At 64.0% G+C, this 22147-nt stretch carries 18 protein-coding genes; 4 read left to right on the plus strand and 14 right to left on the minus strand.

The genetic code is table 11. The annotated features are described in order from the left end of the window. Positions 1-14: 14 nt before the first annotated feature. From KSS93_RS13450 to KSS93_RS13495, 10 genes are all read right to left on the minus strand, one after another. Complete coding sequence (locus tag KSS93_RS13450) at positions 15-1034, minus strand: FAD-dependent oxidoreductase (protein ID WP_217884525.1); 1020 nt, start codon at positions 1032-1034, stop codon at positions 15-17. Further along, positions 1015-2067 (minus strand): ABC transporter substrate-binding protein, encoded by a 1053-nt coding sequence (locus KSS93_RS13455; RefSeq protein WP_217884526.1) that lies wholly within the window; start codon positions 2065-2067, stop codon positions 1015-1017. Before KSS93_RS13455 ends, KSS93_RS13450 begins: the two co-directional genes overlap by 20 nt. After that, positions 2064-2597, minus strand: coding sequence for a DUF3291 domain-containing protein (locus tag KSS93_RS13460; protein WP_217884527.1), 534 nt, complete (start codon positions 2595-2597; stop codon positions 2064-2066). Before KSS93_RS13460 ends, KSS93_RS13455 begins: the two co-directional genes overlap by 4 nt. After that, positions 2590-4155: a class I tRNA ligase family protein gene (locus tag KSS93_RS13465; RefSeq protein WP_217884528.1), complete on the minus strand. Its 1566-nt coding sequence runs from the start codon at positions 4153-4155 to the stop codon at positions 2590-2592. The genes KSS93_RS13460 and KSS93_RS13465 overlap by 8 nt, the downstream gene beginning before the upstream one ends. Before the next feature lie 36 nt (positions 4156-4191). Continuing rightward, a complete protein-coding gene (locus KSS93_RS13470; protein WP_217884529.1) occupies positions 4192-4596 on the minus strand; it encodes a cupin domain-containing protein in 405 nt (134 codons plus the stop codon). Continuing rightward, positions 4596-5918: a lysine N(6)-hydroxylase/L-ornithine N(5)-oxygenase family protein gene (locus tag KSS93_RS13475; protein ID WP_217884530.1), complete on the minus strand. Its 1323-nt coding sequence runs from the start codon at positions 5916-5918 to the stop codon at positions 4596-4598. The genes KSS93_RS13470 and KSS93_RS13475 overlap by 1 nt, the downstream gene beginning before the upstream one ends. A 12-nt stretch (positions 5919-5930) precedes the next feature. Then, positions 5931-7181 carry an aspartate aminotransferase family protein gene (locus tag KSS93_RS13480; RefSeq protein ID WP_217884531.1) on the minus strand — a complete coding sequence of 417 codons (1251 nt, stop codon included), beginning with the start codon at positions 7179-7181 and terminating at the stop codon, positions 5931-5933. An 82-nt stretch (positions 7182-7263) separates the two neighbouring features. Further along, a complete protein-coding gene (locus KSS93_RS13485) occupies positions 7264-8166 on the minus strand; it encodes a DMT family transporter (protein WP_217884532.1) in 903 nt (300 codons plus the stop codon). Further along, positions 8163-9407, minus strand: a complete 1245-nt coding sequence (locus KSS93_RS13490) for an ATP-grasp domain-containing protein (RefSeq protein ID WP_217884533.1) — start codon at positions 9405-9407, stop codon at positions 8163-8165. The genes KSS93_RS13485 and KSS93_RS13490 overlap by 4 nt, the downstream gene beginning before the upstream one ends. A gap of 424 nt (positions 9408-9831) precedes the next feature. Next, complete coding sequence (locus KSS93_RS13495; RefSeq protein WP_217884534.1) at positions 9832-12057, minus strand: NADP-dependent isocitrate dehydrogenase; 2226 nt, start codon at positions 12055-12057, stop codon at positions 9832-9834. Positions 12058-12583: 526 nt separating this feature from the next. On the opposite strand from KSS93_RS13495, the gene icd reads away from it, so the two are divergent. Next, positions 12584-13840 carry an NADP-dependent isocitrate dehydrogenase gene (icd, locus tag KSS93_RS13500; protein ID WP_217842977.1) on the plus strand — a complete coding sequence of 419 codons (1257 nt, stop codon included), beginning with the start codon at positions 12584-12586 and terminating at the stop codon, positions 13838-13840. Positions 13841-14248: 408 nt separating this feature from the next. Here the strand turns inward: icd and cspD are convergent, their stop codons facing one another. Further along, positions 14249-14503: a cold shock domain-containing protein CspD gene (gene cspD / locus KSS93_RS13505; RefSeq protein WP_217884535.1), complete on the minus strand. Its 255-nt coding sequence runs from the start codon at positions 14501-14503 to the stop codon at positions 14249-14251. Between the two features lie 231 nt (positions 14504-14734). On the opposite strand from cspD, the gene clpS reads away from it, so the two are divergent. Together clpS and clpA are read left to right on the plus strand one after the other, a co-directional pair. Further along, on the plus strand, positions 14735-15109 hold the full coding sequence (gene clpS, locus KSS93_RS13510; protein WP_217842979.1) for an ATP-dependent Clp protease adapter ClpS: 375 nt from the start codon (positions 14735-14737) through the stop codon (positions 15107-15109). 30 nt (positions 15110-15139) lie between these two features. Continuing rightward, positions 15140-17410 (plus strand): ATP-dependent Clp protease ATP-binding subunit ClpA, encoded by a 2271-nt coding sequence (gene clpA / locus KSS93_RS13515; protein ID WP_217884536.1) that lies wholly within the window; start codon positions 15140-15142, stop codon positions 17408-17410. Positions 17411-17490: 80 nt separating this feature from the next. Here the strand turns inward: clpA and infA are convergent, their stop codons facing one another. From infA to aat, 3 genes are all read right to left on the minus strand, one after another. Beyond that, complete coding sequence (infA, locus tag KSS93_RS13520) at positions 17491-17709, minus strand: translation initiation factor IF-1 (RefSeq protein WP_002553999.1); 219 nt, start codon at positions 17707-17709, stop codon at positions 17491-17493. Positions 17710-17812: 103 nt separating this feature from the next. Next, positions 17813-18520, minus strand: coding sequence for an arginyltransferase (locus KSS93_RS13525; RefSeq protein WP_217884537.1), 708 nt, complete (start codon positions 18518-18520; stop codon positions 17813-17815). Between the two features lie 60 nt (positions 18521-18580). Continuing rightward, positions 18581-19261: a leucyl/phenylalanyl-tRNA--protein transferase gene (gene aat / locus KSS93_RS13530; RefSeq protein WP_217888731.1), complete on the minus strand. Its 681-nt coding sequence runs from the start codon at positions 19259-19261 to the stop codon at positions 18581-18583. A 397-nt stretch (positions 19262-19658) separates the two neighbouring features. Between aat and KSS93_RS13535 the strand changes: the two genes are divergently transcribed. After that, positions 19659-22112 (plus strand): DNA translocase FtsK, encoded by a 2454-nt coding sequence (locus tag KSS93_RS13535; protein WP_217884538.1) that lies wholly within the window; start codon positions 19659-19661, stop codon positions 22110-22112. Positions 22113-22147: the final 35 nt, after the last annotated feature.

The raw sequence follows: 22147 nt of genomic DNA on the forward strand, positions 1-22147 counted from the left end.
ATCGTCCTTGAGGGTCACGGTGGGTTTTCTGATAGGTATGCCTGCAGGATATCCCGGGCCAGGCTCTGCGCGCATTTGGCGGCCGCTCCGTTACAGCCGTAGAAGCGCAGGTGCCGCTCGCTGGCGGTGATCTCGGGGCGCCCGCTCGGGGTCTGGGTGAAGGCGCACGGGGCCAGGCGCAGGTCGAGGATGTCATAGCCCATGCGGCGGATTTGCTCGATCGCCCAAGGCAGTTCGGGGTGCTGGCGGTAGCCGTCGGCGAACCAGCGTTGTAACGCCTGCTCGCCTGTCAGCACGATGGCACGTGCATCGGCCAGCACGAACTTGCTGGTCTGCAGCCCGGCGTCCTGGCCCAGGTGCGAACAGGCGAAAAATTCACCGACCCGGGGGTTGTCCAGGCGTGTGCGAATGAACCCGTGCAGCGTGTGGATGGGGTGATGACGCACCAGCAGGGTGGTGCGCGCAACGGTGATGCCACCGGGTGCGGGGGTGGCGTATAACCCGCGAAAGTCCACCAGGGTACGGCAGCGCAACAGGCCATGCTCGGCGGTGCTGACCTGGTGCACGCCGTTTACCTGCTCGGTGGCCGTGGCCAGCCCCTCGAGCAGCGTTGCACCATGCGCGCGTGCGGCCTGGTTGAGCGCTGCAATGTAGGCCAGTGGGTCGAGCACGCCGCCGCAGGGGTCGCAGTCGAGCAGCCCGTTGCGGGCCCGGTACGGGGTGAGGGTGGGCTGTGGGGTGGCAGCTTCGGGCGGGCTGTCGTAGTACACCGGTGCAGGCCTGAACAGCTGCACGCCGGTGCGCCGCTGCAACGCCTGCATCAATGGCAGGTTGGCCTCGGCGAGGCGTGTCCAGTAGGCATCACGGTGGCGTGTGCGGTAGATCCGCGAGTGGTCTGCATGGCTGCTCGGGCGTTGTTCGGGGCGGGCGCCGATCAATTGCACGCGGGCACCCTGTTCGGCCAGGTACAGGGCAGCCGCCGCGCCCAGCGGGCCGTTGCCCAGCACGCAGAAGTCAAACGGCGCAGGCGGCATGGGCAGTGGCCTTGTGGGTGGGTACGCGGTTGAGCACCCAGCGGTGGCCCTGAAGGTTACCGGCGGGGTCGAAGCCCAGCATGCCGTAGGGCGAGGCGATACGCTGGCCGAGCATGTGCGCGCGCAGCGCCTGCGCCGATGCACCGGGCTGCCCGCGTATGGCCATGCACAGCGCGTGGCAGGCCAGGTAGGAGGGCAAGAAATACGGGCCGGGCCGGCGGCCGGTGAGGCTGGCCGCGCGCTCCAGCAGGTCGGCGAACTGTGCCTGCCCGGGCTGCGTCAGGTCGCAGGCCAGGGCCGCCACTGCGGCAGGCACCGGGAGCTTGAGCCGGGCCGCGCTGTCGAGCCGGCAGTCGTCGCTGAACAGCACCTGCTGGCCGTGGCCCAGGGGTAGGCGGCTGGCCACGTATTCGGCGAACTCGCAGGCGCCGGCGATCAGGATGCACTGGCTGTCACCGCGCAACCTGTTGCCCAGGCGCTCGCCCGGGCGCAGGAAACTGATCGAGGCGGTCGCGGCGTGCACGCTCAAGCGTTGGTGAATGGCCTTGCCCAGGCGGTAGCCGTAGTTGCCGCGCTGGGCATAGATGCTGACGCTGCTGCCCGGCGCGATGCCGGCCAGCAGGCAGTCGGCCTGTTCATCATCGTTGCCGAACAGGCGCAGCGCATGGCGCCCGGGCCCATTGCGCGAACACAGGCGCGGGTCGGAGCAGCCAGGGGCGAGGAACAGCAGCGGGTGGCGGTCATACACGCTGGCGGCAGCCAGGGCGGTGACCGCGCCGAAGTGGCCGATCACCACCTCGGTGCCGTCGCCGGCCAGGGCCGTGGCCAGCGATGTGGCGACCTGGGCGTTGCGCTGGTCGTCCAGGCAGCGCAGGTTCAGTGCCACGTCGTGGTGGCGGGTAGCCAGGTAGAGGGCGGCCATGAGGTCCACGGCGTTCTCGCCCTGGCTCTCGCAGGCCGCCACCTTCAACCCTGACGGCTCGTGCAGCCAGGGTGCGCTGGCCAGCCAGGCGGGGGTGGGCAGCGCCTTCATAGCTGGTTCATCTGCACGGGCTGCCCGGCGTGGTCGAACGGGCGGCGGAAGGTGAACGCCTGGGGCGTGGGCCCGTGGTCGTGCAGGTGCTCCAGGCGCCGGCACGCTTCACGCCAGTCTGGCAGCACATCGTCGGCGGTCCACCAGACCACGTAGATCGGCCAGCGCTGGTCAAGGAACCAGCCCTTGCGCAACTGCAGGGCCTGGCGGTGCATCGGGCCACGGTAGGTGAATTCCCAGACCGACTTGAGGTCCTCCCAGACCGAGACGGTCTGAGCCTGGGTCGAATGGCCGCTGGCTACCCCATCGTTGTAGAACCGCGGCACCGCGAACGGGCCCCAGGGGCCCCATTCGCGCTGGTGGTTGGTCAGCCACTCCTTGTCGTCCTGCTGCTTGGCCCGGGTGATGAAGCCGGGGGCGTTCTCGGCCTCGGCGAACACGTCCGGGGTGCGGTCGTCGAAATCCTGCACCAGCGGGTCCCCGTAGGGGGCCCGCAGCACCGAGTAGGTCATCAGGCAGACTCTAGGCATGGCTGACCTCGGCGAGCGTCGGGCTGGCGCGGAACAGCTCGGTGTCCAGCGGCTGCGGGCGAATGCCGGCCTGGCTTGGCTTGGCGTCCAGCGCGGTGCCGCGCAGGGCCTGGTGCAACTGGTCGCAGGCCTTGGGCATCAGCGGCGAGCAGGCCCTGGCGAAGGTGGCCAGCAGGTGCACCACATCGGCGAACCCGGTGCCGGGCAGCGCCAGGGCGTGGTCGATCCAGTCCAGCAGGTGCAGCGCGTCCTCGGCGGCCTGGCGCACATGGAAGCGCTCCACCGACATGCTGCGCAGGATGGTCGCCTCGGCGCTGGCGGCCACCTGGCGAATACGCTCGCTGCAGGTGCCGATGCGTTGGCCTGCCGGTAGCGCTGCCAGGGCGTCGTTGAACTGGCTGGCGACCTTGTGCCACGGCCGGTGCAGCGAGCCGTCGAGGGCGGCGGCCATGGCCTGTTCGTTGTAGTTCGACTTCTCGAAGCCTGGGCAGTTGAGCGCGGCATAGAAGCGCAGCTCGTCGGCGCTGTAACGCTCGCGGCTGTCGTCGGCCCAGATCACGTGGCCGTTGCTGGTGGAGAACTTGGCGTGGTCCAGGTTGTAGAACTCGTTGATCAGGGTGACGCTGGGCAGCCATTTGCCCTCGTCGATCTGGCTGAGCAGGGCGACGTGCAGGATGGCGTAGAAGTACGAGTTGTCGAAGCCGAAGAAGTTGATGTAGTGCGCAGGCTGCTCGCTGGGGCGCAGGCGTTGTGCGCGGCGATAGGAATGGATCAGCTGGGCCATGATTTCTGGCCAGGGGTTGAACATCTGGCCTTCGAAGCCTGGCAGGTCGACCGGGATGCCCCAGGACGAGGGGGTGGTTACCGGGTAGTCGGGCAGCGGCCCGGCCAGGGCATCCTCCACCAGCCACAGGTAGCGCTGGCGGAACGGGCGGGCCTGCCGGTAGAAGGCGACGATGTCTTCACGCAGGCGCTCAAGCTCCACCACCATGACATCCACCCAGGCCACTTCGAGGTTGCGCGAGCCGCTGAGGGTGTTGCGCGGGTCGAGCAGGTTCAGGGCGTTGGTCAGCTTGCCGCAGGCTTCGCAGATGCCGCACTTGCAGGCTGCCAGGCAAGCCGGGCAGTAGCCGGATACCCCTGCCTCGTCGAGCAGCTGCCCGCTGGCGCGGTCGCGCAGGAACGGGTAGGGCTTCTTGACCAGCACGCCGCTGGCGTACAGCTTCAGGAACAGGTCGCGTACGTACTGGTTGGCCTCAGCGTCGGGCGCGTAGTAGTCGTCCACGGCAATGTCGCAATGGCTGAGGGTGTGGCCGATGTTCCGGGTCCAGCGCTCTGCCAGGGCATGCGGCTCGACGCCTTGGCGCCCGGCGGTGACCCGCACGTAGGACTGGTTCACGTCGCTGTAGCAGGTGACGAAGCTGTCGATGCCTTGCAGGCGAGCGGCCCTGGCCAGGATGTCGCCGGCCAGGAACGGGCCGCTCAGGTGGCCCAGGTGCAACCCGCCATTGGGCGTGGGTGGTGGCAGGGTGATGACGTAACGTGGGTTCGCAGGCATGTCCTTGTCCTTTTTTGAGTAGTGGTGGCGCGGGCTTCAGAGGCTGCTGTCCGATTGCCCGCCCCAGTCCCAGTAGATGTCGATCATCACGAAGGGCGCAGCGGTGCGGTTGCGCAACTGGTGATGGAAGTGCCGGGGCAGGTACACCACGTCGCCGAAGGCGATGGTGGTGCTCTGCGACTCGATGGACAGTTCGGCCTGGCCGCTGATGACGATGAAGGTTTCTTCCTCGTCATGGGCGTGGCGGTCCACATCGGTGCCGGGCTCGACCTGCACCCAGATGCAGCCGAACTCGGTCAGTGGGCGCTTGGTGTTGACGTTGCCGGCCCAGGGGAACAGGCGGCGCAGTTTGCAGTTGTATTCGTCGGTGAAGGCGATGTCGGCATGGCGTCGGATGTACGACTCGATGGGCAGCACCTTGGCTTCATGGATGGCATTCATCAGGCTATGGCTTCACGGTCAGGGTGGGAAACGGGGTTTGGGGTGGCGCAGGCGGTCAGCGCCTGGATTTTTTCGGCGATCATCCACGAGCGCAGCGACAGCAGGCTGAACGAGCCGGCATCGCCGAAGCCGTGGGTCGACTCGCACAGGCCGTTGAGGAAGATCGGCGGGAAGTGCGGGTCTGACGAGGCGATCAGGTAGTCGCGCTCGATCTGCACCGAGCCGTCGCTGCGCTTGCTGGCCTTGCCGGCCACCTCGGCGAGCAAGCCCGGGAGAAATTCGTCGTTCTGCGCGCTGCCCAGGTTGCGAAAGCCCGTGGCCAGCACCACCGCATCGACCTTCAGGCGGGTTTCGCGGCCTTTGAGGTTGTTGTGCAGGGTCAGGCGCACCTGGCCGTCCTCCAGCACCGCTTCCTTTATGTCGCTCATATTGTACAGGTGGATGCGCTCGCGGCCGTCGAGCTTTTGCACGTAGAGCTTGTGGTACAGCGACTTGATCACGTCCAGGTCGGCCGAGCTGTAGTTGCTGCGCAGCATTTCGGCGGTGAGCTTCTTCTGCAGCTCGATGGGGGCAGCATGGAAGTCGTCGACGAACTCGGGAAAGTAGACGTTCTCGGTGAACGGGCTGGTGTCCTTGAGCTGGTAGGAGAAGCTGCGAAAAACGTTGTGGATCTGCGCATAGGGGTAGCGCGCATTGAGGTCCAGGGTCAGTTCCACCGCGCTCTGGCTGCTGCCGATCACGGCGATCGAGCGCGGCTGGCCGTCGGCGCACCAGCGCGCGTTGGCGGTGAGGTACTGGGTGAAGTGGGCCACGCGCCCGTCGAACTCGCCGCTGAACGCTTCGGGGATGAACGGCGTGCGCCCCGGGCCGAACGACAGGGTGCGGGCCAGCAGGCTGCGGCCCAGCGAGGTCTGCACCTTGACCAGCTCGCCGGCGTTGCCGGCGCGGCTGATCGCAGTCACCCGTTCGCCGTAGCTGACCCAGCGGTCGAACTGGCGGGCGACCCAGCGCACGTAGCGGGCGTACTCCAGGCGGTAGGGGAATTCCAGGCCCAGGTTCAGGTAGTCGAACAGGCGGTCCTTGGCCTTCAGGTAGCTGAGAAAGCCGTACGGGCTGACCGGGTTGCGCGGGGTCACGAAGTCACGCAGCGGGTTGTGCTGGGTGTCGGACCCGTCGATGAGCATTTCGGCCTGCCAGTCCGGGGCGGTGTTGCCTTCCAGGAACAGGTAGCGGCCGCCAAGGTCCTTTTCTTCCAGGGCCACGGCCAAGGCGATGTTGGCCGGCCCGAAGCCGACCCCGATGACATCCAGTATTTCGGTCATGTTGCTGCTCCTTCAGCGGGATAGGGCATGGGCGGCATTGATGATTCGCTGGCCGCCCTCCAGCAGGTCTGGCAGGCCTATGGTCAGGGCCGGCATGCACTTGAGTACCTGGCTCGATGGGCCGCAGGTCTCGGCGATCATCCGTGCGTCGAACAGGCTTGCGGACAGGCGTTTGGCGAAGCTTGCGTCGTCGAAGGCGATGCCCAGCATCAGGCCGCGTCCGCGCACCTCGAAGCCGCTGGCGATGCCTTCGAGGCCTTCGTTCAGTTGCTCGCGCAGTTGCTGGCCCTTGCTGGCCACGGCGCGGGCGAGGGTGTCGTCCTGCCAGAATTTTTCCACGGCGATGCGGGCGGTGAGCATTGCCAGGTTGTTGCCGCGGAACGTGCCGTTGTGCTCGGCCGGCTCCCAGATGTCGTGCTGCGGGCGCAGCAGGGTGATGGCGAAGGGCAGGCCCAGGCCGCTGAGCGACTTGGACAGGCAGATGATGTCGGGGACGATGCCGGACGACTCGAAGCTGAAGAACTGCCCGCTACGGCCGTTGCCTGCCTGGATATCGTCGATGATCAGCAGCGCGCCGAGCTTCTTGGCCAGCGCCGCGACACCCTGCAACCAGGCATCGGATGCGCAGTTGATGCCACCTTCACCCTGGATGGCCTCGAGCACAAAGGCGGCGGGCAGGTCGTTGCCGTAGCCGGGGCGGCAGAACATGGTCTCGAGCATGCGCAACTGGGCGGGTACGTCGGCCAGGTGCACGCCATCGTAGGGCAGGCGCGTGACGCCCGGCACCTGCACGCCCATCGACTGTTTCTTCGCAGGGTTGGCGGTGATGGCCAAGGCGCCCAGGGACATGCCGTGGTAGCCGCCGGTGAAGCAGGCGATGGCGTGCCGCCCGGTGACCTTGCGCGCCAGCTTGATGGCCGCTTCGATGCAGTTGGTGCCGGTGGGGCCGGTGAACTGCACCTTGTGGTCAAGATTGCGCGGCGCCAGGATGCCGGCCTTGAAGGCCAGCAGGAACTGCTGCTTGGTGTGTGAATACATGTCCAGCGAGTGCAGGATGCCGCCGCGGCGCAGGTAGTCGATGCAGGCCTCGACCATGTCCGGGTCGTTATGACCGTAGTTGAGCGTGCCCGCCCCGGAGAAGAAGTCCAGGTAACGGGTGCCTTTACTATCGGTCAGGTAACTTCCACTGGCAGATTCAAACAGCGTGGGAAACGAACGGCAATAACCACGCACAACCGACTCTAGTTGCTCAAAGACTTCCATGTCAGCTCCTGTTGCCACTTGAAAAGTGGGCACGGCAAGGTAGCGCCTGATAAAGACCAGGCGGGTTCAAACAGCGGTTTCATTACGCTTTTTGTAAGGCGTTCTTTTCGACTTTCAAACCGATGATGGCAAACGACAATACAACCAGGATGGCAAGTATCGAGTAGCTGGAAAGTGTCAGGCGGCTGTCGAACAGCTGGAAGGCAAATACCAGGATCGGGGTCAGTAGCAGCACATAGGACACTTGCGAGGGTTCACTCAAGCTGATGCCTTTTTGCAGGAAGTACAGCGGGATGATATTGCCGAGCAAGGCGATGGTCAGGAACGCCCAGCCGTTGTTGGCGACGCTTGTGCCAATGCCCTGGCCATGCAAGGCGCAGAAGGCGATGAGCAGGAAAAAGCGCATCGACATCAGTTGGTGCAATTGGTAACCCTGCTCGTAGATGCGCTTGGATATGAGGTTGACCAGGGCCATCGCGCAGCCGGTGAGTACCGCCATCAGCAGGCCGTACAGGCTGCTCGCGCTGTCCTGCTTGCCCAGCCCGGAATTGCCCTGCAGCACTGTGTGCGCCACCAGCCACATGCTGGCCACCGTGGCCACGCTCACTAGCAGGCGGCCCTTGGTCAAGCCTTGCAGGCTGCCGGCCAGCGCCAGGGTGAGCAGCAGCGTGGCGATCGGGTTGACGCCGTAGAGCACGGCGGCGGTCATCGCCGGCTCGACGAACTGCAGCGATTCGTAGAGGAACAGCCAGGTCGCCAGGGTGCCCAGGTTGAGCCCGACGAACAGCGCCAGGTTGCGCCGGCCCAGCGCAGGCCAGGGGTCGCGCCGGTACAGGGTGACCAGCAGGAAGAACAGCGCGACGATCGAGAAGATCGCCAGCAGCGAATGTTCCACCGGCACGCCTTGCAGCAGGCTGCCCAGCCATACCGATTGCGCCGCCGAGAGGATGTCGAAGGCCATGATGAAGACCAGCCCGTTGTTCATGCCACGGTCCACAGCTTGCCCTCCTGTTCCATCTTGCGGATCAGTCGGGTGTCGGAGTCCAGGGCCGCCAGGCTTTCATGGGCGAGGAAGATCCCGCCGGGGCTGTCGAACAGGCCACGGGTCGGCTCGATCGCATCGCCCTCGGCGATGTTCCAGAACGCGGTGGTGTAGCTGGCCAGGGTGTTGACCCAGTCCTTGCCCGGCATGGCGGCGACCGTGCCGCGCTGGCCGTTGATCAGCGAGACCGCCCGGGAGTGCTTGTAGTGCACCGGTGGCTGGGCGGTGCGCTGGTTGAAGCGTTCGGGGTCGATGGCGGCGTCCACCAGCAGGTCGATCTGTGAAATGTTGGAGAACAGCTGTGCGTTGCGCGGGGCCTTGGCGCCATGCAGGCGGGCGCCCACCTCGATCAGCACCGGGCCACGCTCGTCGAGCATGATTTCCATGTGCGCCGCGCCGAAGTCGATGCCCAGGCTGGTCAGCACCTTGAGCGCATAGGCGATCAGCGGCTGGACCTGAGGGTCGCACGGGTGGATGAAGTGCTCCTGCATGTAGACGAAGGAGCCGTTGAGCGCTGCCTTTTCGTAGCGCGAGGTGTTGGTGACGTAGTGGCGGCCGCCCAGCGAAACGCTGTCGACCACGTACTCCACGCCGCTGATGTACTCCTGCACCAGTACGCCCTGGTTGGGCTGGCCGAAGCAGTTTGGCGCACCCAGCACGCGCTCGACCGCTGCGCCGACCTGGGCGCTGTCTTCGCAGAAGCTGACCCCGTCGGTGCCGCAGGAGCTCAAGGGCTTGACCACGGTGCGCGCGGTTTGCAGCTCGGGCAGCCGAGCCAGCGCCTGCTCGAGGTTGTGGGCCTGGAACTGGCCGATCGCGCGCAGGCCGTCGCGGCGGATCTGCTCCTGCATCTGGAACTTGTCGCGCAGCATCTGCAGTTTGCTCGGGTCGCAGCAGGGCAGGCCGAGGGCGTCGGCCAGCTGGTTGGCCAGCAGCACGCCGCTTTCGGCGCCAGCGACCACGGCGACGCATGCATATTGGCGCAGAGTCGCGAGCAGGGCGTCAAAACCGCTATCGGCGAAGATGAACTCGCGTTCGAAGTTGTCGGGGTAATACGACTTGGCGAAGGCGGCGGGAATCGGATAGTTGCTGTGGACAGCCAGGCAGCGGCAGTCTCGGCTGAGGAATTCGGACGCGAGGAATTGACCGCTGGAATACGGGTCAATAATGGCTACATGCCGCATTGTGTTGCCTCCATGGCAATTGCAATCCTGTGGTGCGCACTGCACTTGCGAACGCAGGACGAGCCTAGATCAATTCAAGCCATGCGCAAGCGGGCAAGAATGTAAATAAACAATGTGTGAAGAGGGGCGGGCGGAGTTGCTGGGGATGGGAGTTTCGTAATAGCCCGAAATAGAAGGGTTAAATGCGGGCGAGCGATGGCGTGGGCGGCGATGGAGAATTTATATAAATGAAAGTGATTATTGCTTAGTGAGGATGCTCTATTGTCCGCGTTCGCGTGGGTGAGGCTGGCGAACATGGCCGAACGGGTGGCGCGGGAAGATAAGCTTCGATAATGCGATTAATACGTCAGTAAGGGGCAGCAGGCCCTTAAAAGCACAAACCCCGGTGCGTGGCCGGGGTTTGTGTGGTTACTTCAAGCGAACCTTACAGGGCGGCGATGGCGCTGTTCAGGGTCTGGCTTGGGCGCATCACCTTGGCGGTCAGCTCGGCGTCCGGTGCGTAGTAGCCACCGATGTCGGCTGGTTTGCCCTGCACGGCGTTGAGCTCGGCAACGATGGTTGCCTCGTTCTCGGCCAGGGTTTTTGCCAGTGGTGCGAAGCGCGCTTGCAGCGCAGCGTCGTCAGTCTGGGCGGCCAGGGCTTCGGCCCAGTACAGGGTCAGGTAGAAGTGGCTGCCGCGGTTGTCGATACCGCCGACCTTGCGCGAAGGCGACTTGTTGGTGTCGAGGAACTTGCCGGTAGCCTGGTCCAGGGTATTGGCCAGCACCTTGGCGCGCGGGTTGTCGTAGGTGTTGCCCAAGTGCTCGAGCGAGGCGGCCAGGGCCAGGAATTCACCCAGCGAGTCCCAACGCAGGAAGTTCTCTTCAACCAGCTGCTGCACGTGCTTGGGTGCCGAACCGCCGGCGCCGGTTTCGAACAGGCCACCGCCGTTCATCAGTGGCACGATCGACAGCATCTTGGCGCTGGTGCCCAGCTCCATGATCGGGAACAGGTCGGTCAGGTAGTCGCGCAGCACGTTGCCGGTCACCGAGATGGTGTCCTTGCCTTCGCGGATACGGGCCAGGGAGAACTTGATGGCGTCGACCGGGGCCAGTACGCGGATGTCCAGGCCGGTGGTGTCGTGGTCTTTCAGGTACTTCTGTACCTTCTCGATCATCACGCCGTCGTGGGCACGGGCCGGGTCCAGCCAGAACACCGCCGGGGTGTTGCTCAGGCGGGCGCGGTTGACGGCCAGCTTGACCCAGTCCTGGATCGGCGCGTCCTTGGTTTGGCACATGCGGAAGATGTCGCCGGCTTCGACGTTCTGCTCCAGTACGACCTTGCCCTTGCCATCGACCACGCGCACGACGCCGTCGGCCTTGATCTGGAAGGTCTTGTCGTGGGAGCCGTACTCTTCGGCTTTTTGCGCCATCAGGCCAACGTTCGGCACGCTGCCCATGGTGGTCGGGTCGAAGGCGCCGTTGGCTTTGCAGTCTTCGATGGTGGCCTGGTAGATGCCGGCGTAGCAGCGGTCCGGGATCACGGCCTTGGCGTCTTGCAGCTCACCGGCGGTGTTCCACATCTTGCCCGAGTCGCGGATCATCGCAGGCATCGAGGCGTCGACGATGACGTCGCTCGGTACGTGCAGGTTGGTGATGCCTTTGTCCGAGTTGACCATGGCCAGGGCCGGGCGAACGGCGTACAGGGCCTGGATGTCGGCTTCGATCTCGGCTTGCTTTTCAGCAGGCAGGTCCTTGATGCGGGCGTACAGGTCGCCGATGCCGTTGTTGGCGTTGAAGCCGACTTCGGTCAGGGCTGCGGCGTGCTTGTTGAGCACGTCACCGTAGAACTCTTCGACGATGACGCCGAACATGATCGGGTCGGAAACCTTCATCATGGTGGCTTTCAGGTGTACCGACAGCAGCACGCCGGAGGCCTTGGCATCGGCGATCTGCTCGGCGATGAAGGCTTTCAGGGCCTTGCGGCTCATGGTGGCGCAGTCGATCACTTCGGCGGCTTTGACGGCGGTCTTTTCTTTCAGCACGGTGGTGCTGCCGTCTTTTGCGACCAGCTCGATGCGCAGGCTGTCGTCAGCCTCGATCAGCGCGGCCTTTTCGCTGCCGTAGAAGTCGCCCTGGGTCATGTGGGCAACGTGCGACTGCGAGTCGGCGGCCCAGGCGCCCATTTTGTGCGGGTGCTTGCGGGCGTAGTTCTTGACCGACAGCGGCGCGCGGCGGTCGGAGTTGCCTTCGCGCAGCACCGGGTTCACAGCCGAGCCTTTGATGCGGTCGTAGCGGGCGCGGGATTCTTTCTCGTCAGCGCTGGCTGGTTCGTCGGCGTAGTCAGGGATGTTGAAGCCTTTGGCTTGCAGCTCCTTGATGGCGGCTTTGAGCTGCGGAACCGAAGCGGAGATGTTCGGCAGCTTGATGATGTTGGCTTCAGGAGTGGTGGCCAGTTGGCCCAGTTCCGCCAGGTGATCGCCTACCTGCTTCTCTGCGCCCAGTTGCTCGGGGAACGCCGCGAGGATACGGCCAGCCAGGGAAATATCGCGGGTTTCGACGGCGATGTCGGCTGAAGCGGTGAAGGCTTCGACGATCGGCAGCAGCGAGTAGGTGGCGAGGGCGGGGGCTTCGTCGGTGAAGGTATAGATGATCTTGGAACGGGTGGGCATGCGGGTTAACTCTCTGTGTGCTGAGCGTACTCGAGTCTCGAGGTGCGCAGGGTAGGCGCTTCGCCCTGGCATCGCCATGAGCGGAAAGTCGAGAGGCTGCGAGCGGTGATGGTGGATGCATCAGTCGAGCGTCAATTGCTGGGGTGCGGTAACAACCCAGGCTTGGTGGTCTTCGTGACCAAGGGCGAGCCGCGTTTTCCAAGGGTTCGCCCCGATGACCCTGCGGTCGCGGCGCAGTATATCAAACCCTTTGGTCGATTCAGCAAGGTCAAGTGCGATCGCGCCATTTATAAGACCAAAGACGTAGGGGCAATGTGGCGGGATGTCGCAGGTGTTGGCGTGTGGCCATTCGCGGATAAACCTGCACCCACAGGTATCGTGCGCCCTGTGGAAGCGGGTTTACCTGCGAAGGCGAAAAGGTTTGTCTGGCAGGCTGGCACCTTGCAGTTGCAGGTCGGCAGATGTGGTTTAGGCTCATTGCAGCGCTCGATTTCCATCCACACCAGGAAAAGCGGAGTAGTGCAGCATGGGATACCAGAAAATCAAGGTTCCGGCCGACGGCACCAAGATCACCGTCAATGCAGACCATTCGCTCAACGTTCCCGACCACCCCATCATCCCCTACATCGAAGGCGACGGCATCGGCGTGGACGTATCGCCGGTGATGATCAAGGTGGTCGACGCCGCCGTGCAAAAGGCCTACGGCGGCAAGCGCAAGATCGCCTGGATGGAGGTCTATGCCGGCGAGAAAGCCACCCAGGTATACGATCAGGACACCTGGCTGCCCCAGGAAACCCTGGATGCGGTGAAAGACTACGTGGTGTCGATCAAGGGGCCGCTGACCACGCCGGTGGGTGGCGGCATCCGCTCGCTGAACGTCGCCCTGCGCCAGCAACTGGACCTTTACGTGTGCCTGCGCCCGGTGCTGTGGTTCCAGGGCGTGCCCAGCCCGGTCAAGAAGCCGGGCGACGTGGACATGGTGATCTTCCGCGAGAACTCCGAGGACATTTATGCCGGTATCGAATGGAAGGCCGGCTCGCCTGAGGCGAACAAGGTGATCAAGTTCCTCAAGGAGGAAATGGGTGTCACCAAGATCCGCTTCGACCAGGACTGCGGCATCGGCGTCAAGCCGGTCTCGAAGGAGGGCACCAAGCGCCTGGTGCGCAAGGCCTTGCAGTACGTGGTGGACAACGACCGCGAGTCGCTGACCCTGGTGCACAAGGGCAACATCATGAAGTTCACCGAAGGGGCGTTCAAGGACTGGGGCTACGAGGTGGCGCGGGACGAGTTTGGCGCCGAATTGCTCGATGGCGGCCCGTGGATGAAGTTCAAGAACCCGAAAAGCGGCCGCGAAGTGATCGTCAAGGACGCCATCGCCGACGCCATGCTGCAGCAGATCCTGCTGCGCCCGGCCGAATACGACGTGATCGCCACCCTTAACCTCAATGGCGACTACCTGTCTGACGCGCTGGCGGCCGAGGTGGGCGGCATCGGCATTGCGCCGGGGGCGAACCTTTCGGATACGGTGGCCATGTTCGAGGCCACCCACGGCACGGCGCCCAAGTATGCCGGGCAGGACAAGGTCAACCCGGGGTCGGTGATTCTTTCAGCAGAGATGATGCTGCGGCACATGGGCTGGACCGAGGCTGCAGATTTGATCATCAAGGGCACCAACGGTGCCATTGCGGCCAAGACCGTCACCTACGACTTCGAGCGCTTGATGGACGGGGCCACATTGGTGGGCAGTTCCGGGTTTGGCGATGCGATGATCAAGCATATGTGAGGTGCACTGCTCGGTACGGGCTTGGACCGTGTTCGCGGGTGAACCCGCTCTCATAGAGCTGCACATAACTCATTGATTTAGCAGGGACCTGTGGGAGCGGGCTTGCCCGCGAATCAGGCGACGCGGTGTCTGGCACCGGCTTCGCCGGTGTTCGCGGGCAAGCCCGCTCCCACAGGGGGGCGGCGGGTTCGCGCCCAGTTCTCTGCGCGACAGCGCAGCCCAAAGGGCTGGGTGATCTCCTACAGTGATTGCCTGATCTTCAGGCCCGCGTTGTACCTGTGGGAGCCGGCTTGCCGGCGATGGGGCCAGTGCAGGCAGCCCCTGTTATTCGCCTGCATGCAAACGAAAACCGGCCGCCTCGGTAAAGAAGCGGCCGGGTTTTTTCGTATACCGGCAGAGAGCTGGGGGTCAGACTTGCACCGTCTCGTTCTCGGACTGCCCTACGGCCCTGGCCGCTGCAGCGGCATCCTTGATATTGACTGCGTGCAGGCCCTTGGGGCCCTGGATGATCTCGAACTCCACGGATTGCCCGGCTTTGAGGGTCTTGTAACCGTCCATCTGAATCGCCGAATAATGCGCGAACAGGTCGTCGGTCTTACCCTCCTCATTGACGAATCCGTAGCCTTTGGCATTGTTGAACCACTTGACTTTACCGCTTGCCATCCCTATGTCCCTCTGCAAAGGACTCCATCACTGGAGTATCATCCACGTCATCCGCATACGAACCATGCGAGAAAATCTGGTTGACTGCGCGGATCTTTATCGACCACGGTGGGTTCCTATTGGTTGTAACACCGTTTTGCCGATAGTCAAGGTCACCCGGCGCCCGCGCCGAATGGGGCCTGTGCGGTCAACCCACAACCTTAACTTGTCGATCATGATGAAATTCTTTCCATGCATGTACTCAGTGAGATTCGACTAACATTCAATCAGGATCGCCCGCAGTCGCATGAAGACGGGCACGAGGATGACGGCGCCGGTCTCGCGGTACAGGAGGCCAAGCCGCTTCTGCAGGCGCCACCGATGTACAAGGTGGTTTTGTTCAACGATGACTACACGCCAATGGATTTCGTCGTCGAAGTGCTCGAGACGTTCTTCAATCTGAACCGCGAGCTGGCGACCAAGATCATGCTGACCGTCCATACCGAGGGGCGGGCAGTGTGCGGATTGTTTACCCGTGACATCGCCGAAACGAAGGCCATGCAGGTCAACCAATACGCCAGGGAAAGCCAGCATCCGCTACTCTGTGAAATCGAGAAGGACGGTTAATCGCCGACCACTTGGGTATGAGGTGAAGCTATGTTAAACCGCGAGCTCGAAGTCACCCTCAATCTGGCCTTCAAGGAGGCCCGTTCGAAGCGTCATGAGTTCATGACCGTCGAACACCTGTTGCTGGCACTCCTTGACAACGAGGCCGCCGCGACCGTTCTGCGCGCCTGTGGCGCCAATCTCGACAAGCTCAAGCACGACCTGCAAGAGTTCATCGATTCCACCACGCCGCTGATCCCCGTGCATGACGAGGACCGCGAAACGCAACCGACCCTGGGCTTCCAGCGTGTGCTGCAGCGCGCCGTGTTCCACGTGCAAAGCTCCGGCAAGCGCGAAGTCACCGGCGCCAACGTGCTGGTGGCCATCTTCAGCGAACAGGAAAGCCAGGCCGTGTTCCTGCTCAAGCAGCAGAGCGTGGCCCGCATCGATGTGGTCAACTACATCGCCCACGGCATCAGCAAGGTGCCGGGCCATGGCCCGAACACCGACAGCGACCAGGAGATGCAGGACGAGGAGGGTGGTGAGTCTTCGTCTTCCAGCAACCCGCTGGACGCCTACGCCAGCAACCTCAACGAACTGGCCCGCGCCGGGCGTATCGACCCGCTGGTGGGGCGCGAGCAGGAAGTCGAGCGCGTGGCGCAGATTCTTGCCCGTCGGCGCAAGAACAACCCGCTGCTGGTGGGCGAGGCCGGTGTCGGCAAGACCGCCATCGCCGAAGGCCTGGCCAAGCGCATCGTCGACGGCCAGGTGCCCGACCTGCTGGCCCAGAGCGTGGTGTATTCCCTCGACCTGGGTGCATTGCTGGCCGGTACCAAGTACCGCGGCGATTTCGAGAAGCGTTTCAAGGCGCTGCTCGGCGAGCTGCGCAAGCGCCCGCAGGCGATTCTGTTCATCGACGAGATCCACACCATCATCGGTGCCGGTGCGGCGTCGGGCGGGGTGATGGACGCTTCCAACCTGCTCAAGCCGCTGCTGTCGTCGGGTGATATCCGCTGCATAGGCTCGACCACCTTCCAGGAGTTTCGCGGCATCTTCGAGAAGGACCGTGCCTTGGCACGGCGCTTCCAGAAGGTCGATGTCACCGAGCCGTCGGTGGAAGACACCGTGGGCATTCTGCGCGGGCTCAAGGGCCGCTTCGAAAGCCACCACAACATCGAGTACAGCGACGAAGCCCTGCGCGCCGCCGCCGAACTGGCTTCGCGCTACATCAATGACCGGCACATGCCGGACAAGGCCATCGACGTGATCGATGAGGCCGGCGCCTACCAGCGCCTGCAGCCCGAGGCCAACCGCGTCAAGCGTATCGACGTACCGCAGGTCGAGGACATCGTCGCCAAGATCGCGCGGATTCCGCCCAAGCATGTCACCAGCTCTGACAAGGAGCTGCTGCGTAACCTCGAACGCGACCTCAAGCTGACCGTGTTCGGCCAGGATGCGGCGATCGACTCGCTGGCCACCGCCATCAAGCTGTCCCGTGCAGGCCTCAAGTCGCCGGACAAGCCGGTGGGTTCGTTCCTGTTCGCAGGCCCTACCGGCGTGGGCAAGACCGAAGCTGCCCGCCAGCTGGCCAAGGCACTGGGTGTCGAGCTGGTGCGCTTCGACATGTCCGAGTACATGGAGCGCCACACCGTGTCGCGCCTGATCGGTGCCCCGCCAGGCTACGTTGGTTTCGACCAGGGCGGCCTGTTGACCGAGGCCATCACCAAGCAGCCGCACTGCGTGTTGCTGCTCGATGAAATCGAGAAGGCCCACCCGGAAGTCTTCAACCTGCTGCTGCAGGTGATGGACCACGGCACCCTGACCGACAACAACGGGCGCAAGGCGGACTTCCGCAACGTGATCCTGATCATGACCACCAACGCCGGCGCCGAAACCGCCGCGCGGGCCTCGATCGGCTTCACTCACCAGGACCACTCGTCCGACGCCATGGAAGTCATCCGCAAGAGCTTCACGCCGGAGTTCCGCAACCGCCTGGATACCATCATCCAGTTCGGCCGGCTGTCCCACGAGACCATCAAGAGCATCGTCGACAAGTTCCTCATCGAACTGCAGGCGCAGTTGGAGGACAAGCGCGTGTTGCTGGAGGTTTCCGATGCCGCTCGCGGCTGGCTGGCGGCCTCGGGCTACGACGTGCAGATGGGCGCGCGGCCGATGGCGCGGCTGATCCAGGACAAGATCAAGCGGCCGCTGGCCGAGGAGATCCTGTTTGGCGAGCTGGCCGAGCATGGTGGTGTGGTGCACATCGACATGCGCGATGGCGAGCTGGTGTTCGATTACGAGACCACGGCTGAAGTCGCGTAAGGCTGGGGCCGCATAGCGGCCCTGCTTTATGAGCCCACAAAAAAGCCCGGCACATGGCCGGGCTTTTTCATGGCTAAAGCTTAGCGCGCACGGTAGGTGATGCGGCCCTTGCTAAGGTCGTACGGCGTCAGTTCGACGCGGACCTTGTCGCCAGTGAGAATACGGATGTAGTTCTTGCGCATCTTGCCGGAGATGTGCGCGGTAACGACGTGCCCGTTTTCCAACTCCACGCGGAACATGGTGTTGGGCAGGGTGTCGACGACAGTGCCTTCCATTTCGAAGCTGTCTTCTTTCGACATGCAGTAAAGCCCTCGGTATCCAGTGATGGCCCGACGCGTGACTGCACCGGGCAAAAAAAGTGGCGTGGATTATGCCCGAAAATTGTGTTTCAAGCCAATGCTTTCAGTTAAGACTGACCCAGCGCTGGTTGATCAGCAATTCGATGGGGCGGTACTGAGTCTTGTAGTTCATCTTCTTGCAGTTCTTGATCCAATAGCCAAGATAAACCGCCTCCAGGTCCTGGCGCAGGGCTTCGGTGATCTGCCACAGGATGGCGTAGCGGCCAAGGCTGCGGCGTTCCTCCTCCGGCTCGTAGAAGGTGTACACCGCCGACAGCCCGTTGGGCAGCAGGTCGCACACCGCCACGGCCATCAGCCGGCCCTGGAGGCGAAATTCGTAGAACCAGCAGAACGGCAGGTCGCGTACCAGAAAGGTCGAGAACTGGTCACGGCTGGGCGGGTACATGTCGCCATCGGCGTGGCGCTGCTCGATGTAGCGCCGGTACAGGTCGAAGTATTCCTCTTTGAACGCAGGGCGTGCGGCCGTGACGGTCAGGTCGGCGTTGCGTTTGAGAATGCGCCGTTGCTGGCGGTTGGGGATGAACCGCGCGGCGGGGATGCGCGCCGGCACGCAGGCGTTGCAGTGCTGGCAGTGCGGGCGGTAGAGGTGGTCGCCACTGCGGCGAAAGCCCATTTCCGAAAGGTCGGCATACACATGCACGTCCATCGGCTGGCTCGGGTCGAGAAACAGCGTGGTCGCCTGCTCGTCCGGCAGGTAGCTGCAGGAGTGGGGTTGAGTGGCATAGAACTTCAACCGCGCCAGCTCTGTCATGATCAACCCCTTTACGGTGAGACTTTGTCTCTAAGTGTAAGCCAGCTGCGCGCAACGCGCCTAGGCGACCCAGGTGGCGCCGTTGGGCTGGTCGAGGTAGGTGGCAAGGTGCTCGGCAAAGCTTGCCCGGCTGATGGCGCGGGCGCCCAGGCTGTGCAGGTGGTCGGTGGGCATCTGGCAGTCGATCAGCACGAAGCCGGCCTGCTTGAGGTGCTGCACCAGGGTGGCAAAACCCACCTTCGAGGCGTTGTCGGCGCGGCTGAACATCGACTCGCCGAAGAACAGCCGGCCCATGGCCAGGCCGTATAGCCCGCCCACCAGCTCGCCGTCCTGGCGCACCTCCACCGAGTGGGCGATGCCGCGCCGGTGCAGCTGGCAGTAGGCAGCGCGCATGTTGTCGGTGATCCAGGTGCCGTCGGCGTAGTCGCGCGGTGCGGCGCAGGCGGCGATTACCGCGGCGAAGTCGGTGTCGAAGCTGACCTGGTAGCGGCCCTGGCGCATCAGCTTGGCCAGCGAGCGCGACACATGCAGTTCGTCCGGGAACATCACCGTGCGTGGGTCGGGCGACCACCAGAGGATTGGCTGGCCATCCTGGTACCAGGGGAAGCAGCCATGGCGATAGGCCGCGACCAGGCGCTCGGGGGTCAGGTCGCCGCCGGCGGCGAGCAGGCCGTTGGGGTCGTGCAGGGCCTTTTCCAGGGGCGGGAAGGTCAGCGAGTCGCGGGTCAGCCAGGTGAGCATGGTGTCTTGGGCGGTGGGGGAGGGGAGGGCGACCAGCATGGCGCGTGAGCTTTGCAGGGTCAATCGCCGTGGGTTTCTTCGCGGGTAAACCCGCTCCCGCAGGGTTGGCGCATAACCTGTGGGAGCGGGTTTGCCCGCGAATGCGTCCGGCCAGGCGATGTATTCACCTTCCTGTTGGCACCATCCGGCGCATTTGCTGTCACACCTGTGCAAAAACACAGCATAAGCCTTTGTCACAAAAGAAAATGCGTGCTCAAATTGCACCTATATGAAAGTAGCCCCAGTTCACGCCCCCGAACGGCGCGCCGCCATGGCGGCTGACGGGCAGTAATGTTAAAAGTAGTGATTTGTTGGCCAGTCATCGGCCAATCACTATTCGCGCAGGAATAGACGCGTTTTGAAGAAATCCACCGCAACCCCAGCTCCCTTGCCCGTGCCTTTGTGGCGGCAGCAGCTGCATTATCGCCTCAAGGAAGGTGCGCTGATCGCTGTCGGCGCGCTGTGCCTGTATCTGTGGATGGCCCTGGTCACCTACGACACCTCCGACCCTGGCTTCAGCCACACCAGCAACGCCGAGCAGGTACAGAACGCCGCCGGCCGCGCCGGGGCGTACTTCGCCGACATCCTGTTCATGGTGCTGGGCTATTTCGCCTACATATTCCCGTTGCTGCTGGCGATCAAGACCTGGCAGATCTTCCGCGAACGCCACCAGCCCTGGCAGTGGAGCGGCTGGCTGTTCTCCTGGCGCCTGATCGGCCTGGTGTTTTTGGTGCTGTCGGGCGCGGCGCTGGCGCATATCCACTTCCACCAGTCATCCAGCCTGCCGTTCTCCGCCGGGGGGGCGCTGGGCGAAAGCCTCGGCGACCTGGCGCGCAACCTGCTGAACGTGCAGGGCAGCACGCTGATGTTCATTGCCTTGTTCCTGTTCGGTCTGACCGTGTTCACCGACCTTTCGTGGTTCAAGGTGATGGACCTGACCGGCAAGATCACCCTCGACTTGTTCGAGTTGGTGCAGGGCGCCGCCACCCGTTGGTGGGAGGCGCGCAACGAGCGCAAGCGCCTGGTGGCGCAGCTGCGTGAGGTGGACGAGCCGGCCTTCGACCTGGCGCCCATGAGCGCCGACAAGCGCGAAGGCGCCAAGGCGCAACAGGCGCGCGAGCGTGTGGTCGAGCGCGAAGAGCCGCCGGCCCGCCCGGTGGTGCCACGCGAGCCGGTGGTGCCGCGCGTACAAGCGCCTGCCCCGGCCGCCGCCCCGGTGATCATGCCGCCGGCCGCTCCCGCAGCGCCGGAGCCTAGCAAACGGGTGATGAAGGAAAAACAGGCGCCGCTGTTCATCGACAGCGCCGTCGAAGGCACCTTGCCTTCGATTTCCATCCTCGACCCGGCCGAGCAGAAAAAGATCGAGTATTCGCCCGAATCCCTGGCCAGCGTCGGCCAGTTGCTGGAGGTCAAACTCAAGGAGTTCGGCGTGGAAGTCTCGGTGGACTCCATCCACCCGGGCCCGGTCATCACCCGCTATGAAATCCAGCCGGCCGCCGGCGTCAAGGTCAGCCGCATCGCCAACCTGGCCAAGGACCTGGCGCGCTCGCTGGCGGTGACCAGCGTGCGGGTGGTCGAGGTGATCCCGGGCAAGACCACGGTGGGTATCGAGATCCCCAACGAGAACCGCCAGATGGTGCGTTTCTCCGAGGTGCTGTCGACCCCGCAGTACGACGAGCAGAAGTCCCCGGTCACCCTGGCCCTGGGCCACGACATCGGCGGCAAGCCGGTGATCACCGACCTTGCCAAGATGCCCCACCTGCTGGTGGCCGGTACCACCGGTTCCGGTAAGTCGGTGGGTGTGAACGCAATGATCCTGTCGATTCTGTTCAAGTCCGGCCCGGAAGACGCGCGCCTGATCATGATCGACCCGAAAATGCTCGAGCTGTCGATCTACGAAGGCATCCCGCACCTGCTGTGCCCGGTGGTTACCGACATGAAGGACGCCGCCAACGCCCTGCGCTGGAGCGTTGCCGAAATGGAACGCCGCTACAAGCTGATGGCGGCCATGGGCGTGCGTAACCTGGCCGGCTTCAATCGCAAGGTCAAGGACGCGCAAGAGGCCGGCGAGGTCATCCACGACCCGCTGTACCGCCGCGAGAGCATGGACGACGAGCCGCCGACGCTGAAAACCCTGCCGACTATCGTGGTGGTGGTGGACGAGTTCGCCGACATGATGATGATCGTCGGCAAGAAGGTCGAAGAGCTGATCGCGCGTATCGCGCAAAAGGCCCGTGCCGCGGGTATCCACCTGATTCTCGCCACCCAGCGCCCGTCGGTGGATGTGATCACCGGCCTGATCAAGGCCAACATCCCGACCCGTATGGCGTTCCAGGTGTCGAGCAAGATCGACTCGCGCACCATCATCGACCAGGGCGGCGCCGAGCAGTTGCTGGGCCACGGTGACATGCTGTACATGCCGCCGGGCACCAGCCTGCCGATCCGTGTGCACGGCGCATTCGTTTCCGACGACGAGGTGCACCGCACGGTCGAGGCGTGGAAACTGCGCGGCGCACCGGACTACAACGACGACATCCTCAACGGCGTCGAGGAGGCCGGCAGCGGCTTTGACGGTGGCGGTGGCGGCGGTGGCGACGGCGACGACCCGGAAGCCGACGCGCTGTACGACGAAGCCGTGCAGTTTGTGCTGGAAAGCCGCCGGGCGTCCATTTCGGCGGTGCAGCGCAAGCTCAAGATCGGCTACAACCGCGCCGCGCGCATGATCGAGGCGATGGAAATGGCCGGCGTGGTCACCCCGATGAACAGCAACGGCTCGCGGGAAGTGATTGCCCCCGGCGGCCCGCGCGACTGATGATTCCCCCGCCGGGCGCCAATGACGGCGCCCGG

The sequence above is a fragment of the Pseudomonas xanthosomatis genome (genome assembly GCF_019139835.1).
Taxonomy (GTDB): Bacteria; Pseudomonadota; Gammaproteobacteria; order Pseudomonadales; family Pseudomonadaceae; genus Aquipseudomonas; species Aquipseudomonas fakonensis.